The following is a 15,864-nucleotide window of genomic DNA, read 5'->3' on the forward strand; positions in this document are numbered from 1 at the left end:
TAGCGAGCCTGGAAGGACTCCCCGTACTGGGTTGTCCGGGCCTGTGGATATCGGGCCACGAGGGACGCCCCGCCCGATACACCCAAACTTCGCCGGACGTTCAGCGCCGCTCAACCCCCGTGCAGGCGGTGCCACGTACCGTGAAGGGGTCGGAGCGCCACCCGCCTGCAGCAGTGAGGACTTTCCATGAGCAACGGCCTTTCCACCACCGCCCTTCCCGCCACCGGTTACGCCACGGTCCTGCCGCGGGAGCTCATCAACGGCAGCGACGCGGAGGTGGTCGACGCGAACGTTGACGTGGTCAATGTGATGTACGCGGAGCTGCTCGACATCGAGGAAATCGCTCCGGACGCGCTGCGCAGCTACTACGTTGACTTCTACCTGACGCAGTCGCTGGGCGGCGGGTTCGCCCAGTACGTCTTTACCGTGCCCGACCGCGAGGACATCGACGTCTACGTCCGGGCGGGGCTGGAACAGATGGGAGCCAGCGCGCACCTGGACCTGTTCAACCGCACCGTGGCCGCCTTCGATGCCCTCTCCGAGGACGAAGCTGACGCCTATCTTGACCGGGACGCGGATCTGGACGACGGCGCGGACGGCATCACGGACGCGGTCCGGCTTCTGGAAAAGCTCGACGGCGAGTTCGAAACGCTGCTGGAGACCGAAGACATCATCGCGCTCAACGCTGCCTGGCTGCGGAGCCTGCCAGACCTCCTCGTCCTAAACGACGAGGAACTGGACCGCCACATTGCCGAGCGTGTGTCCCGGATCCCGAACTTGGCGGAGCGCCAGGCCGAGGCCGCCGAGGATGACCTGCTGGACACGCCGGAATTCGAGGTGATCATCCGCGAGCTCTGCGACGTGGCGGGCCACACGCTCCTGAAAATCACCATGGGCGACCCCAACTACGACCACGACGGCCAGACCACCCTCGCGTGGCATTTCACCACGGACCAGGGCGAGTTCCTGATGCTGGACGATGAACACGAAGCGGTCATGATCCACCCGGACACCCAGGAGATCCTGGCCGCCGTCGAGTTCGAGGTCGAGGACGACTGAGCAGGACATTCCGCCGTCGGCCGCCGTGGACGACTGGGCCGCTAGTAGCCGGCGGCAGCGGTGATCATTTCTCCTGACGGGGCCACGAGGTACCAGACGCTGCCGACGCCCTGGCCCAGAATGTCCCCGGCCGCCAGGTCCTTGGCGTAGTAGTACACGGGCATCCCGTTGATGGTCAGTTGCTTCTTCCCGTCCGGGGTGGCAATCGTGCCCACGGTGCCAGTGACGCCGTCGACCGCTGGCATGTCTGCGGTGGCGAGCACCGGAGGCCACGCTTCGAGGCATCCGGCGGTGCAGGTGCTCGTCCCGGAGTCCTTGACGTCCTTCGTGTAGTAGTAGACGCTCATGCCCTTGCCGTCGACCACAATCCGTCCGGCGCTGGAATCCGCGACCTTGAGGTCCGGGGTGGCTGAGGCCGGTGGGGTGGTCGACGCCGGAGCCGAACTCGCCGTGGCGCTGCCGGGCGGCACCGTGGCGGCCGCCGACGTCGGCGACGTGCCAGTCCCGCTGGTGCCGGCACAGCCGGAGAGCAATGCGGCGAGGGCGAAGGCGGACAGGCCGATGCTGAGGTGCTTTTTCATCTGCTGCTCCTTGACTCGAACCGGCCAACTGGGCAGGCCGGCGCTAACCGTTACGACGCCTCCGGGGGAAGAATGGTTCACAGCAGGCCTTGGACTGCGCCCAGGAATCCGCGGGCGTGAACTTTTCCGGCGATCCGCACGTCATTAGGGTCAGCAGCGCAGAAACCCAGGAGCCAGGGAGGGGCCGTTATGTCGCTGGACGAAGACGTCGTGGCGGCGATCTACCGCGACCACGGGCCGGCGCTCCGGCGTTTTGTCCTCAGCGCTTCCCGGGATCCGCAACTGGCTGATGACGTGGTGCAGGAGACCATACTGCGGGTCTGGCAGCAGGCTCCCCATATCACCGGAAGCCTGCGCAGCTACCTGTTCAGGACGGCCCGCAACATCATGATCGATAACTACCGCAAGGCCCAGCGCCGGCCTCGCGAGACGTCGGACCGGGAGCTGGCAGACCCGGCCGACGGCGCGGAACGCATCAACGAACTCCTCAACCGGGTGCTGATGGAAGAGGCGCTGCTGCGGCTCAGCGCCGAGCACCGGGATGTCCTCGTGGCCCTGCATTACCGCCGCTACACCGTCCAGGAGGCATCGGTCAGCTTGAAGATCCCGAGCGGAACAGTGAAGTCCCGGGCGTTTTACGCCGTGCGGGCCCTCCGCGCGATCCTCGATGAGATGGGGGTGGAACGATGAGCGGGACGGAGCTGCACCAGTTGCTCGGCGCGTACCTGTTGGGCGGTCTGGAGCCTGAGGAGGCCGCTGCCTTTGAGCAACATCTGGGCGGCTGTGCGGACTGCCGGCAGGAGCTCGACGAACTGGCCAGCCTCCCCGCGCTGCTGGACGCTCTCCCGGTCCCTGACGCCGTCGCCCTCTCCGCCGCTGCTCCTGCCGCTGCTCCCGCCGATGCCGGGCGGGAGCCGTCGACGTCGGATCCCGCGCCGGCCGCCGTGCCGCGGCGGATGCTAGACGAACTGTCCACCCGCCGTCGGAAAGGACGACGACGCTGGGCCGCGGCGCTCGCTGTAGCGGCCGCGGCGTGCCTCGCCCTCGGGATCCTGGCTGCGCCGCTGTTCAACCAGCCGCCCAAACCGGACGCCAGCTACTCCGTGCAGGCCAGTGATGGACTGCAGATCACGGTGGGCATGGTGAAGAAAACCTGGGGCACCGAGCTGTCGGTCGATGGCCGGAGCCTGCCGGTGGACGGCACCTTCTCGCTTTGGGTGAAAGACGGCGACGGCGGCGAAGACCGCGCCTGCGCGTGGACGGCAACACCCAGCGGCAGGGTCAGGATCACGGGCGCCACACCCCTGCAGCTCACGAACATCGCCAGCGTCGAGATGCGGAACGGGCAGCAACAGACCATGGCCGTCATCGCCGTGCCGCGCGGATAGCGGAGCCGCGGCACAGCCGCGGGTTTTTGTCGGACCCCGCTGCTCTACTCATGGTGGGGGAGCTGACGGCTTCCCCACCACCTGCGGAACGCACGTCCGCACCGGCGATTGGGGATTCGTTATGGAACAGGCATATGTGGTTGTCACCTCGGGGAAAGACCTGGCGCTGCGCCTGATGGCGTCCGGGCGGACCAAACCGGCTGCGGTGATCTCCTGGCATCCGGAGCAGCGGGAGAACCTTCTCGACGTGGACCACATCGCCCGCGAGGTTGGAGATCTGGCCGAGGTCTATTGGCTTGAAAACGGTCCGGAGAGTTATGCCTTTGGCGACTGCCTGCCGGCGGGGGCCCACGTGTTCGGCAACGCGGCACGGGTCTACTCGGAGGATCTTCGCTGGATGACGGACGTGCACCGCAGCCCGCTGCGGATGGCGCGGGACCGCCAGACGGCCGTCCGCGCGGCCGAGGCACTCATCGAGGATGTGCTGAGCCTGATCACCGTGGTTCCGCCAAAAACTGCGCCGGTCCGCGCCCTGCCGCGGCGCGTGCGGGGCACCGTCAGGGCCTTCGCCAGTGCGGGTTCCCGCGCCATCGTCGGACTGGGCGACGGAAGCTGCTGCACCATCCAGCGAGAGCACGTGGTCCCGCCGGTCCGTCTCGACTGGATGCTGGAAATTGGCCAGTCTGTCGAAGGCGATCTCAACGATGAGGACAGGACGCTCGACATCAACGCGCTGAAGACCGCACCCCGGCTCGCCGAGCTGTACCGCCCCGGCGACCTGGTCCTCGCCCTGGCCGAACAGGTCACCGCCAAGAACGCGAAGCTCACCCTCTACCCGGGATCCAGCTGGAGCGTTGACCAGGCCCGGATCTCCTCCAACCCCCTCGACACCGCGGACAGCCTGGTCACGGAGGGCGAGGTGGTGGTGGCGCGGTTCCTCCGGGAAAACGGGGCGGTGGTGTTGTCCCTGCTCGACGTCGACGATGACGCCGACGTCGTGGACGCGCCCGCGCTGCTGGCTGGCGGTACCCCCTGGTTGCGGCCCGGACGGCACCTCACCGAGCAGCCCACCGCGGGCCGGACCTTCCCGGCCAAGGCGCCCGGTGGCCCCGGCGGGGGTGGGGCAGCGTCGCAGGGCAGCGGTTCCGCGGCCGCGGCGGGGCCCGCTCCGAAGCCGTCGGCTGCGCTGATGACCGTCCAGCTCCAGCTCGAAGCCGAGCGGAGGAAAGTGGCTGTCCTGCAGGAACTGGTCGCCGCCGCCGGCCAGGCCGGGGCCGGACTCGTCAGCCTCCAGCAGGAGCAGGACGCCCTCCGGCGGGAACTTGGGGCGGAGCAACAGATCGCGGAGGATGCCCGGGCGGCGCTGGAGGACGCGGAAGTCCGGCTCGCCCGGCGGAACGAGGAACTTCTGGACCTGAAGGCCCACAAGCGCCGGACGCAGACCGCGCTCAAGCGCGCGCTGGCTGCCGGTTCGGACGCGCTGTTCGAGACGGCAGGAGAACGCCTGCGGCACGATGTGTACCTCGCCTGGGCCAAGAACGTTCCGGCGTCCGACAAGGCCCGGCAGCCGCTGCCCCCGGATTGGAAGGCCGGTCCGGAGTTTGCGGCCTCCCTCTACGGGTTCACCGAGCCCGGCGTCGTGGCCAAGGCGCTGAAGGCAACGGTGGAGGTTCTGACCGGGACGGCGGAGCGGAATGCTGCGCGCGAAGTCCACGCGCTGCGGGCCAGCCTGGGCGCAGACACAGCCCAGCTGGTCCGTGAGGACGGGGCAAAGAGCTACCGCGCGGCGATCGAGCAGAAGGTGGCCTCGGCCCGGCGGCTGCACTACTGGCGCCTGCCGGACGGATCGATTGAGCTCTCGCGCGTTGTGGTCCACGACGACTTCAAGCCCTGACCGCGGCGGGTGCGGCAAGGGCTGGCCGCGGCCCGGTACCCCGGGGTGGCTGCCGGGAGTGCCGGGGATGGGAAGCTCGGGCAGCTACATCTTGGCGAGTTTTGCCCGGACCATCATGAAGATGCCGTAACAGATCAGGCCAATGCCCACGGCGGCCAGCATGTACATGCCGAAGGGCTGGTCGCGCAGGCCCTTCAGGCCGCCGTCGAGCCCGGTTGACTCCTCGGGGTGCACTTTGATGGTGGCAATGATGATCAGCAGGCCGGCCAGCAGCAGGGCGATGCCCTTGGCGGCGTAGCCGACGACGCCGAGGACGGTTACCGCCGTCCGGGCCTTCGCCGACGCGGGGAGCCGGAGGTGCTTGACGAAGGACTGCCGGAAGCCCCGGATGGCATAGACAACTCCGGCGATGGCGATCCCCGCGCCGACGGCGAGCAGGAGCAGGTAGCCGCCGGGGGCCTTCATCACCGCGATACTGAGGTCGCTCGTTGAGCTGCTGTGGTCTTTGCCTGCGCCGGTTGCGAAGGATGCCAGGGTCACGGCGAGCCCGGCGTAGACCACGGCCTGGAGAGCGGCCTTGGCCTTCTTCGCGGCCTTTTTCTTCGTCGGAAGGTGCTCAAAGTCGAAGATGGCATCGCTGGTCTGCCACAGGGCTAGGGCCACACATGCCGCAAACGAACTCCAGAGCAGCACCGGCCCGGCCGGTTGTTGAGCGAGCTGCTCGACGGCGCCACTGACGTCTGCATCGCCCTCGCCGCCCATGGAAAGCCGGATAGCGACCAGCCCGATCAGCAGATGCAGGATGCCGCTGACGGCGAATCCGGCCCGCGCCACAAGCTCCAGCGTCCGTGAGTTGGTGATGTCCTCGGCCGCGTCAGCGACGTCCTTCAGTTCTCTTTTGATGATGGATCCTTCAACTGCCTCGGTGCTTCCGCCGGACCGCTGTTCCGCCCGGATCATGCCTCTGACGTAATCGTGCCACGTCGAGCCCGCCGGGAACAGCACTGCCTGCGGTCAGCTTCGCGCGACGGCGGTTCGCATGAGCGGTTGGCCTAGCGGCGCCGGTAGCTGAGGTCGAAGATGAGCCGGCCGGCGTCGTGCGCCTTGTTCTCGAAACTCGTCAGGATCCGGCCGTCGAACCGCGGCGCCCAGCCGCCGGTCTCGTCGGTGCCCTCGTTGGGGCCCGTGTGTTCGGTGCTCACGGGCGCGCGGCCCTCCTTGACGGGGGCCCCGCCCACAAGGGACTCGACGCCGGATTCCCACACCTGGGTGAGGGGGCTCTCGGCGCCGCTGCGCTCGCCGTCGTGCAGGTTCTCGAAGTCGGCGGAGCCGGCCAGGACCTCGCGCACGTGCACGGCATAGTTGGACCAGTCCGTCGCGATGCGCCAGAGCCCGCCCGGTTTGAGGGCCCGGGCGGCGAGTTCGGCGAAGGCCGGCTGGATGAGGCGGCGCTTGTGATGGCGGGACTTGTGCCACGGGTCCGGGAAGAACACCCACAGTTCCGTCACGGAACCGGCCGGCAGCATGGTGGCGAGCACCTCGGGGGCGTTCGCCTCCACCACGCGGACGTTGCTCAGGCCGCGGCTGTTGATCTTGATCAGCGTGTTGGCCAGCCCCGGGGTGTAGACCTCGACGGCGAGGAAGTCCTTGTCCGGGTTCTCCTCTGCGGCGTGGCACACGGCGTCGCCAAGCCCGGAACCGATCTCCACGATCAGCGGGGCGGTGCGGCCGAATTCGGATTCGGCATCGAAGACGTAGTCCGGGTGCACGGAGGTGTTGGCGATGTGGCGGGGAACCTCGACGGCCCACCGGTCGGAATGTTCCTCCCAGGCGACCTGCCGGCGGCCCTGCAGGCGGGTTCCGCGGCGCACGAAGCTGACCGGACGGCCTCCATAAGTGCCGAAGGAGGCCTGGCTGCCGGGGGTCACCGGGCGCGAAGGCTGCGGCGTTTCGGGGGATTCTGGGGATTCACTCATCCCTTCCAGAATAGAGGAGTCCCGGCATCCGCCAGGCGGGGGCGGGGCACTGCGGGGCAAGGAGATCAGCGACGAACGCTACCTGATCCTGAGCCGGGGCTGACAGGACCGCCGACAGTGGCGACGCTGGCACCGCCGCCGTCACGGACCCTGCCAGAATTGGGTCCGTGACCATACCGAAAAGCTCCCAGGACTCCACCGTCAGCGGCATCGAGGCGGGGGACCGCACCGGCCTGCTGGTGGACGCCGAGATCGACGACGTCCCCGCGGCGGAACCCACCCGGGTCGGCAGCCGCCGCGCCCTGGCCTACCTGGGCGTGTGCCTGGTCCTGATCGGGCTGAACCTCCGCACCGTCTTCTCCAGCTTCTCCGCGGTTCTGCCCGAAGTGACGGCCGACGCCGGGCTGCCGGGCTGGGCGGTGGTTGTCCTCACCACGGTCCCGGTCACCCTGCTCGGGGTGTTCGCCCCGCTCGCTCCCGTCCTGGCCCGCCGGTTCGGTGCCGAGCGGGTCCTGCTGGGCGCGATGGCGGTGCTCACGGCCGGACTGCTGCTGCGGCCCCTCGATGCCGGGGACGCCGGGCACCTTCCTGCCTTGCTGGCCGGGACGGCGGCCTGCGGTGCCGCGATCTCGCTCTGCAACGTGCTGCTGCCCGGACTGGTGAAGCGTGACTTCCCGCACCGGCTCGGCCTGATGGGCGGCCTCTATACCACCGCGATCTGCGCCTCCGCCGCCCTCGGCGCGGGCATCACCTACCCGGTCTTCAGCGCGACGGGGGAGTGGACCGCGGCGCTGCGGTTCTGGGCGCTGCCCGCCGGCGTCGTGCTGCTGCTCTTCCTGCCGCTGGCCAGCCGGCAGCGCCACGGCCGGCACCAGGTGGCGCACGGCGGGGTGAACGTCTGGCGCTCGGCGGTTGCCTGGCAGGTGACCATCTTCATGGTGCTGCAGGCGATGATGTCCTTCAGCGTTTTCGCCTGGCTGGCCCCGATCCTGCGCGAACGCGGGGTGGACGGCGGCACGGCCGGGGTGATGGTCTCCGTCTCGATCCTGCTGCAGATGCTGGGATCCCTGTTCGCCCCGGCGCTCGCCACCAGGTTCCGGGACCAGCGCGCGATCAACACCGTGGTGGCGCTCATCACCGGCGGCGGCTTCGCGCTGAGCATCTTCGGCCCGCTCGAGCTGATCTGGGTGTGGACCGGGCTGCTGGGACTGGGCCAAGGCAGCCTGACCGCCGTCGCGCTGACCATGATCATGGTCCGCACCCGGGACGGCCACACCGCCGCGCACCTGTCCGGGATGATGCAGGGCGTCGGCTACGGGGTGGGCTCCACCGGCACCCTGATGGTCGGCCAACTGCACCAGGCCACGGGGTCTTTCACGGCGGCGGGGATCCTGTTCCTGGTGGTCGGATCGCTGGCCGCGGTGTTCGGCTACCGTGCCGGGCGGAACCGCTTCATCGGTGACTGACGCCTTGCGCCGGGCGCCCCGGGAGCGGCCACTACAGGCCGGCCCTGGCGAAGACCTGGCCGATCATGGCTGCGAGCCCGTCGGCGCCGGACTGCACCTCGGCGTCCGTGAACCTGATGACGCTTGCCTCAACGGTCAGTGTTCCCTTCCGGGCTCCGACCATGACGTGCCGCTCCCCGCTCCCATCGGAGAGCTGGTAGACGACGGCGTAACTCGAGTCCGCGGCGATGTCCACGCTCGGGCGCTTGAGGTCCGACCACGGGCGCGTGCTGCCGCCCGTGCCCTCCTGGATCGTCGCGCAGTCCCGAAGAGTAGCGGCAACGGCGTCGAACGGGTATGGCTGCGTCGCCGTCGTCGGCATGCTCGCCACCGTGAGAGTGATGGAGTCCATTTTGTTGGAGCCCTGGATCTGTCCCTGGCCGACTGTCGAGCCTGGCAGGAACGAGGGAAAGACGCTGTAGGTGCAGGGGGCCTGGGGTCCCTGCGACGGAGAGCCGGGATCCACGCCGGGCCGCTCCGAGCCAATGACGGTGGCGCTCGGCATTTCCACCGTGTTCCCGTTCGGTCCTGTGATGCCTTTGAGCAGAGCCACGAGATCATCAGGGGTGCGGGAGTTCGGCGGAGCCGCAGCGACGGAGGGAGGGTGCTGCACGGCCTGGTCGATGATCTCCTGGGCCAGTCCGGCCATGGAATCGAGGGCCGGCCGGGCGTCGGCCTCGGAGTTCAGTTCGGCGACGGAAAGAGTCAGGCTGACGGACAACGTACCTGCCAGCACCCTGAGCCCGGCCGAGCCGAAGTCCCCGGGCTGCCGGGGCTTGGTGTTCTGCATCCAGGCGAACCTCCTCTCTCCGGCAGGCGGGGCGCCAAGGAGCTGGACCGCGTGCGTCGAGGTTCTGCCGGACTCCGTGTAGGCGAGATCGAACTGGCCGCAGCGGGCAGCCAGGTCATCCGTGTAGTTGAAGTCGGCCTGGGAGATCGCGTCCTTCTCAGCACTCCGGATCGTGAGGGTGATGGTCGTCGTCGGCCCCGACTGTGCCGCGATCGGGATCCCGCCCTCCGCCATGTTCACGCTCTTGTCGGCCCAGACGGCGAACGGGCTCCGGGGCGCGAAGACCACGCAATCACCGGGCGTCGTCTCTGTTGTCGGGAGGGGTTCGGCGCCCGCGGCCACCCCGCTGCGCAGGCGCTGGGAGTCCAATGCCCCACCCTGCACCTGTCGGTTCTGGGCCACGGCGTTGATGATCGCCATGAGCTCCTGGTCCGTGTAGACCTTGTCCGGAGTACCCGCCGGTGGGGCGGTGCCGGACGACGGCGACCCAGCCGCCGTCGTCGGCCCGCCCGCCGGGGGATCGGACGAACATCCACCCAGGGCCAGCAGGGCGATGACGACGAAGGCAAGCCGCCGCCTGTCCCTCGACCCCGGCGCCGCCCGGAACATTCCAGCTGACTTAACTGACCGAGCGGACATCGCAGGCCCCTTTATCTGGTAGGCCACACGCTACGTTTCAGGTGGGAATCCCAAGTAGGGCACTTTGACCTGACATTGAAGGTGCCAGTGCCGGGGCGGTGGTGCGCCCCGCCCGCAAGCTGTGGCATGCTTCCCCTTTAGCCAACATCCCGGCTCCGCCAGGAAGCTCCGCGCGGCAGCCCGCCTTGACCTCGACCCAGGTTGAGGTTCCGTCCCTACCTATCGATCAGGCCACGACCTTGCCCCGTTCCGCCCCCGCCCCGAGTCTGGATTCCGCTGGCATCTTCCACCGCGACTATCTGCTGGTGACCCTGGGCGCCTGTGCCCTCGTGTTCCTGGTCGCGTTCGAATCGCTGGCGGTGACCACGATCATGCCGCTGGTCAGCCGGGAGCTGGATGGGGCCGGCCTTTACGCCCTGGCGTTCGCCGGCCCGCTCGCCACCGGCGTCATCGGTATGGTGGCTACCGGCAACTGGTCCGACCGGCGCGGCCCGGTGGGGCCGCTGTACGCAGCCGTGGCCCTGTTCGTGCTTGGCCTGCTGATCGCCGGAACGGCGGCGACCATGCCTGCCCTGGTGGCCGGCCGGCTGGTCCAGGGCCTGGGCGGCGGCGCCATGACGGTGGCGCTGTATGTGGTGATCGCCCGGGTCTATCCGCCCGTGCTGCACCCGAAGATCTTCGCCGCTTTTTCCGCGGCCTGGGTGATTCCTTCGCTGGTGGGTCCCTTCGCTGCCGGCCTGGTGGCGCAGCTGGTCAGTTGGCACTGGGTGTTCCTCGGCGTGGTGGGGCTCGTGGTACCGGCCCTGCTGATGGTGGTGCCGGCCCTGCGCGGGCTGCACGGCACACCCGACGGCGGATCACGGGAGCCCGCCGTACCGGAGGACATGTCCACTCCTGCACCGCGGACGTCCTCCGGCTCCGGCAGGCTGGCCTGGGCCGCGCTCGCGGCGCTCGCTGTGCTCGGCCTGAACCTCTCCGCCAGGCTTCCGGTGGCGGGCGGGGTCGTTGCCGTGGCGGCCGTCGCCGTGGCCCTCCTCGCCGTCCGTCCCCTGGTGCCGCGGGGAACACTGACGGCCCGCCGCGGGCTGCCCAGCGTCATCCTCACCCGCGGCCTGGCCGCTGCCGCGTTCTTCGGCGCCGAGGTGTACCTGCCGTACCTGCTGGTGGAGCGCTACGACTTCTCGCCCACCTTCGCGGGACTGGCGCTCACGGGCGGAGCCGTCTCCTGGGCCGCAGGCTCGGCGGTGCAGGGCCGGCTCGGGGCGCGTCTGGATCACCGCCGCGCGGTCCGGATCGGCGCGGCACTCGTTCTCGGCGCCGTCATCCTGGTGCTGGTGACCACGGCCCTCAACTGGCCGGCCGCCGTCGCGGTCACCGCATGGGTGTTCGCCGGTGGCGGTATGGGGCTGATGTATGCGCGCCTCAGCGTGATGACCCTGGCCCTGTCCAGTAAGCAAAACGAGGGCTTCAACAGTTCGGCAATGTCCATTGCCGACTCGCTCGGCGGGGCGCTGTCCCTTGCCACCACGGGCATCATCTTTGCCGCGTTCCCCACGACGGCTGCGTCCTTCAGCGGTGTCTTCGCCCTGACGGCGGTGATCGGCGTCGCCGGCGTGTTCGTCGCCGCGCGGGTTGCCGGTCCCCGATAGGTTCTGCCCGGTCCGCTACGCGAGATCGCCGACAACGTGCGGGATCGCGGGAACGTTACGGCGAACTGGAGAGTTTCCGGCGAGGTCGGCGCAGGACATCAGGGCCGGCGCAGGACATCAACGGGCGGCGAGGCGGGTGGCGCGCAGCACGGCGTCCGTCAGCGCGGCAGCCTCGCCGTCGGGCCCGGTGGCGCTGCGGTGCCGGGTGTCCATAACGTCAATCCGCCACTCGGGCTCCGCGATTCCCAGCTCCTGGGCGAGCTGCTCGGCGGTATAGAACCTCTCCTGCGCATGATCATGGTGCTGCCCCCACGGCGGCAGCCCGTCGGGGTGGTGGCCCACGATCAGCAGCGTGCCTCCGGCGCGGACGGCCGCGGCGGCCAGCTGCAGGGCCTGCTGCCAGGGCATCACGGTGGAGTGCAGGAACTGGGCGGTGACCAGGTCGAAGAGCTCCCCGGGCACCCAGGTGGCGAGATCCTGCCGCACCCAGGTGATGTTCCCACCCTGGCCGCGTTCCTGCGCATGCGCTTCGGCCCGCTCCAGGGCGACGCCGGAGACGTCGACGGCGGTGACTTTCCAGCCGCGGCTGGCGAGCCAGATGGCGTCCGCGCCCTCGCCGCAGCCCAGGTCAAGGGCCGTCGCGGGGGGAAGGGGCGCAGCCTCGGCGATCAGCTGCGGATTCGGTTCGCCGCTCCAAATTTTGGCCCGGCTGCGGTACTTCTCGTCCCACACTTGGGCCGCACTGGCAGTGCTGTCGTGCTCGGGGTGCTGGTGATCGGTCATCGTTGTCCTCGCCGGTCCGGGGGTGTCGGGTTGTGGGGCCGTTTCCCACATCATGGCAGGGGAAGGCTCCGGGCGACACCGGCAAAACGGTGGCACCCGAAAATTGACACACGAAGATCACCGTCCGGAAACGCCCCCGAAACCTCGGTGGTGGAGGCTGGAGCCGGAGAACGGAATGACGCTGGGGTGGATCCGGATCCGGGGAAGGAGCAGGCCATGACTGTTGAGGTAGCGGAGCAGGTTCTATCGTGTGAGGAGTTGTCGGTGGGGGACAAGATTGAAGCGTGGCATAACGGCAAACTCTTCCACCGGGGCGAGGTAATCCGGACTGTGGCGGCCACCGACCTTTTTTGGATCCTGGACGAGCGGACCGGCATGCGGAGGCTGATCGACGCCGAGGTATTGGTCATCCGGCGGGTCGCGGTCCCGGCAACCAGGCAGGGCCCGGCAGCGACCTGCGGTTCCGCGGTGCCGGACCGCTCCCAGGCGACGCGAGGTCCGGCGTTCCCGCACGGTCCGGCGGCTCCGCACGGTTCCGCGGCTCCGGCGTCCGCCAGCCCGGCGTCGCACGTTCCGCTGTTCCAGGACCCCCGCCTGGTGCCCTGAGTCCGGAAAGCGGCCCTGGGCCCGCCGGATGATAGACTGAGGGAACTTGATGTGCAGTGATGCCCACTTTGGTCTTGAATGATCGGTCCGGTTCATCAACCGGTTCCCCTGCGGATTCCTTTCGGATTCCCTCAGGGAGTGGGACTTTTTCATGTGAGAGGCACATCCTGCGTCGATGAACGCGTTCTATTTGGTCCCGGTTGCCGCCCTAACTAGCAGCTGGCCGGTTGATCACCTGACTTTTCTTCGGCGAACCCCTGGGCCAACCGGCACCGGGGGCCGATATCCGCACGGATACCGCCTGAAAGACCTTTGAAACATATGACTACTTTCGCTGCCCTCGGCACGCCCAAGGCCCTCGCCGACACCCTCACCGCCCAGGGGATCGTTGAACCGTTCCCCATCCAGGTCAAGACCCTGCCGGACACCCTGGCCGGTCGCGACGTGCTGGGCCGCGGCCGCACCGGCTCCGGCAAGACCATTGCCTTCGCCATCCCGCTTGTAGCACGACTCGCTGAGCGGGAAGCCAAGCACTTCCGCAAGCCCGGCCGCCCGATGGGCCTGGTCCTCGCCCCGACCCGTGAGCTGGCCACCCAGCTCAACGCGACCATCGAGCCGATGGCCAAGGCCATGGGCCTGAACACCACCGTGATCTACGGCGGCATCTCCCAGGCCCGCCAGGAAAAGGCGCTGCGTGCCGGCGTCGACATCGTCATCGCCTGCCCGGGCCGCCTGGAGGACCTGATCCGCCAGCGCGTCCTGACCCTCGAGGGTGTCGAGATCACCGTCCTGGACGAGGCCGACCACATGGCCGACCTCGGCTTCCTCCCGGTGGTCAAGAAGCTCATGGACATGACCCCCAGCCAGGGCCAGCGCATGCTGTTCTCCGCCACCCTGGATAACGGCGTGGACAAGATCGTCCAGCGCTACCTGTCCAACCCGCTGACCCACGCCGTGGACGAATCCCAGGCCGCGGTGACCACCATGGAACACCACGTGCTCGTCGTCAACGACCAGACCGTCAAGAAGCAGCTGATCGTCGAGCTCGCCTCGGGTGCCGGCCGCCGGGTGCTCTTCCTGCGCACCAAGCACCACGCCCGCAAGCTCGCCAAGACCCTGACCGACGCCGGCATCCCCGCCGTCGACCTGCACGGCAACCTCTCGCAGAACGCCCGTGACCGCAACCTGGCCGAGTTCTCCTCCGGCGAGGTCCGCGTCCTGGTCGCCACCGACGTCGCCGCCCGCGGTGTCCACGTCGACGACGTCGAGCTGGTCATCCACGTGGATCCGCCCACGGAGCACAAGGCTTACCTGCACCGCTCGGGCCGTACCGCCCGCGCCGGTTCCGACGGCACCGTGGTCACGCTGACCCTGCCCGAGCAGCAGTCCGACGTCAAGAAGCTCATGAAGGCTGCCGGCGTCGAGGTCAACTTCGAACGCGTCACCGCCAACTCCCCGCTGGTTGCTGAACTGGTCGGCGAAATGGCCGACAAGATCGATCCGCGCACCCGCGCCGCACTGCTGGCCGCCAAGTCCAACCAGGGCGGCGGCAGCTCCACCGGTGCCAACGCCGAGCGCAAGCGCGCCCGCCGCACCACCCAGGCTGCGCCCACTGCGGGTGGCCGGGGCGGCCGTGGCGGACGCGGACGCGTCGGAGCCGAGGCTCCCCGCACCGATCTTCCCCGTGCCGAGCGCCGCGCCGTGGCCTACGAAGGCCAGGCCGCCGCGCGCAACGCCGCAGAGCGTGTCATCGAGCGCAATGAGGACCGGTTGGATGCCGAGCGCGCAGAGCGCCGCAGCGTCCGCAGCCGCTCAACCTCGTATGGCACTCACCGCAACGATGTTCCGGCTGCAGGTGGCCGCGCCTCGGCAGGCCGCGGTTCTGACGGCCGCGCCGCAGAAGGACGCAGCGACGCCCGGGGCGCTTCGGCTCCCCGCAGCGGCGCACCCCGCAGTGGCGCACCGCGTGGCGGGGCACCCCGCACGGGCGGCGCCACCGGCGGCCAGCGCGGCGGACGTCCGGCAACGGGCCAGCGTGCAGCTGCCGGCGCCAAGACCGGTGGCAGCAGCGCCGGCGGGAATGCGGCTGTTTGGTCCTCCAACACCGGCGGCACCTCGGGCGGATCCTACGCAGGCGGCGGCAACGGCCGCTCCGGCGAAGGCCGTCCGGCACGCAGCGGCGGCCCCCGCCGCGCGTCCGCCCCGGCGTCGAACGAACGCCGCAGCCGCTAAGGTAACGGTTTTCCGCTACACAAACGGACGGACGCTACGGGGATTCCCGCAGCGTCCGTCCGAAAGCGCAGCGCCAGTCTGAAAGCGCAGCACAAGCTACCAGCCGCGGGCGCGCCACTCCTTAAGGTGCGGGCGTTCCGCACCCAGGGTGGTCGGCTTCCCGTGGCCCGGATGCACCAGGGTGTCATCCGGATAGGCCCCGAAGAGCCGCTCGCTGACATCGCTGATCAGCTGGGCGAACCGTTCAGGATCGTTCTGGGTGTTGCCCACGCCTCCCGGGAACAGGGAGTCGCCGGAGAAAATGTGTGCCGGGCCCTCCGGGTCCTGGTACACGAGCGCGACCGACCCCGGGGTGTGGCCGCGCAGGTGCACTGCCGTCACGTCGAAGCCGTCGAAGTTGCCGACGTCCCCGTGATCCAGCAGCACATCCACCGGCACCGGCAGCTCCGGGGCGTCATCCGTCCCGGCCGCCGTCTTCACCCCGGTGGCTGCCACCAGGGCCGGCAGCGCACGGACGTGGTCCCAGTGCTGGTGGGTGGTGGCAACCAGCGCCAGCTTCGGCGCCGCGGCGGTATCGGCGGCGGCGTCGGCAAGCAGCCCCTGGATGGCGGCCAGATCATCGGCCGCATCGATCAGGAGCTGCGCACCGGAGGCTTTGCTGGTGAGCAGATACACGTTGTTGTCCATCTCGCTGACCGAAATGCGGCGGATGGTGATGTCACGTAACGAGTGAATGAGCGAGTCCATGGCTTCAGTCTACGG

At 69.1% G+C, this 15,864-nt stretch carries 14 protein-coding genes; 8 read left to right on the top strand and 6 right to left on the bottom strand.

Features of this window, described 5'->3' with window-relative positions:
• The first annotated feature begins 186 nt into the window (after positions 1-186).
• Positions 187-1,059 (top strand): DMP19 family protein, encoded by an 873-nt coding sequence (locus tag ABIB29_RS15090; protein ID WP_354173619.1) that lies wholly within the window; start codon positions 187-189, stop codon positions 1,057-1,059.
• Positions 1,060-1,100: 41 nt separating this feature from the next.
• Here ABIB29_RS15090 and ABIB29_RS15095 read toward each other — a convergent pair whose 3' ends face one another.
• A complete protein-coding gene (locus ABIB29_RS15095) occupies positions 1,101-1,640 on the bottom strand; it encodes a COG4315 family predicted lipoprotein (protein ID WP_354173620.1) in 540 nt (179 codons plus the stop codon).
• A gap of 189 nt (positions 1,641-1,829) precedes the next feature.
• Between ABIB29_RS15095 and ABIB29_RS15100 the strand changes: the two genes are divergently transcribed.
• From ABIB29_RS15100 to ABIB29_RS15110, 3 genes are all read left to right on the top strand, one after another.
• Complete coding sequence (locus ABIB29_RS15100; RefSeq protein WP_354173621.1) at positions 1,830-2,330, top strand: sigma-70 family RNA polymerase sigma factor; 501 nt, start codon at positions 1,830-1,832, stop codon at positions 2,328-2,330.
• Positions 2,327-3,028 carry an anti-sigma factor family protein gene (locus ABIB29_RS15105; RefSeq protein WP_354173622.1) on the top strand — a complete coding sequence of 234 codons (702 nt, stop codon included), beginning with the start codon at positions 2,327-2,329 and terminating at the stop codon, positions 3,026-3,028. Before ABIB29_RS15100 ends, ABIB29_RS15105 begins: the two co-directional genes overlap by 4 nt.
• 121 nt (positions 3,029-3,149) lie before the next feature.
• Positions 3,150-4,922, top strand: coding sequence for a hypothetical protein (locus ABIB29_RS15110; protein WP_354173623.1), 1,773 nt, complete (start codon positions 3,150-3,152; stop codon positions 4,920-4,922).
• An 84-nt stretch (positions 4,923-5,006) separates the two neighbouring features.
• Here ABIB29_RS15110 and ABIB29_RS15115 read toward each other — a convergent pair whose 3' ends face one another.
• Both ABIB29_RS15115 and trmB read right to left on the bottom strand, forming a co-directional pair.
• Positions 5,007-5,882, bottom strand: a complete 876-nt coding sequence (locus ABIB29_RS15115; protein WP_354173624.1) for a DUF1206 domain-containing protein — start codon at positions 5,880-5,882, stop codon at positions 5,007-5,009.
• Positions 5,883-5,974: 92 nt separating this feature from the next.
• On the bottom strand, positions 5,975-6,898 hold the full coding sequence (gene trmB, locus ABIB29_RS15120; RefSeq protein WP_354173625.1) for a tRNA (guanosine(46)-N7)-methyltransferase TrmB: 924 nt from the start codon (positions 6,896-6,898) through the stop codon (positions 5,975-5,977).
• Between the two features lie 173 nt (positions 6,899-7,071).
• Here trmB and ABIB29_RS15125 point away from each other — a divergent pair, with 173 nt between their 5' ends.
• A complete protein-coding gene (locus tag ABIB29_RS15125; RefSeq protein ID WP_502915627.1) occupies positions 7,072-8,364 on the top strand; it encodes an MFS transporter in 1,293 nt (430 codons plus the stop codon).
• A gap of 31 nt (positions 8,365-8,395) precedes the next feature.
• Here the strand turns inward: ABIB29_RS15125 and ABIB29_RS15130 are convergent, their stop codons facing one another.
• A complete protein-coding gene (locus ABIB29_RS15130) occupies positions 8,396-9,832 on the bottom strand; it encodes a hypothetical protein (protein WP_354173626.1) in 1,437 nt (478 codons plus the stop codon).
• Between the two features lie 239 nt (positions 9,833-10,071).
• Here ABIB29_RS15130 and ABIB29_RS15135 point away from each other — a divergent pair, with 239 nt between their 5' ends.
• Positions 10,072-11,481 (top strand): MFS transporter, encoded by a 1,410-nt coding sequence (locus ABIB29_RS15135; RefSeq protein ID WP_502915628.1) that lies wholly within the window; start codon positions 10,072-10,074, stop codon positions 11,479-11,481.
• Between the two features lie 117 nt (positions 11,482-11,598).
• On the opposite strand, the gene ABIB29_RS15140 is transcribed toward ABIB29_RS15135, so the two are convergent.
• Positions 11,599-12,264, bottom strand: a complete 666-nt coding sequence (locus ABIB29_RS15140) for an SAM-dependent methyltransferase (protein ID WP_354173627.1) — start codon at positions 12,262-12,264, stop codon at positions 11,599-11,601.
• A 216-nt stretch (positions 12,265-12,480) separates the two neighbouring features.
• Between ABIB29_RS15140 and ABIB29_RS15145 the strand changes: the two genes are divergently transcribed.
• Together ABIB29_RS15145 and ABIB29_RS15150 are read left to right on the top strand one after the other, a co-directional pair.
• The gene (locus ABIB29_RS15145) at positions 12,481-12,870 is read left to right on the top strand and encodes a hypothetical protein (RefSeq protein WP_354173628.1); all 390 of its coding nucleotides are present in this window, start codon (positions 12,481-12,483) and stop codon (positions 12,868-12,870) included.
• Between the two features lie 321 nt (positions 12,871-13,191).
• The gene (locus ABIB29_RS15150; RefSeq protein WP_354173629.1) at positions 13,192-15,102 is read left to right on the top strand and encodes a DEAD/DEAH box helicase; all 1,911 of its coding nucleotides are present in this window, start codon (positions 13,192-13,194) and stop codon (positions 15,100-15,102) included.
• 96 nt (positions 15,103-15,198) lie between these two features.
• Here the strand turns inward: ABIB29_RS15150 and ABIB29_RS15155 are convergent, their stop codons facing one another.
• Complete coding sequence (locus tag ABIB29_RS15155) at positions 15,199-15,849, bottom strand: MBL fold metallo-hydrolase (RefSeq protein WP_354173630.1); 651 nt, start codon at positions 15,847-15,849, stop codon at positions 15,199-15,201.
• Positions 15,850-15,864: the final 15 nt, after the last annotated feature.

The organism is Arthrobacter sp. UYEF36 (genome assembly GCF_040547025.1).
In the GTDB taxonomy this organism is placed as follows: Bacteria; Actinomycetota; Actinomycetes; order Actinomycetales; family Micrococcaceae; genus Arthrobacter.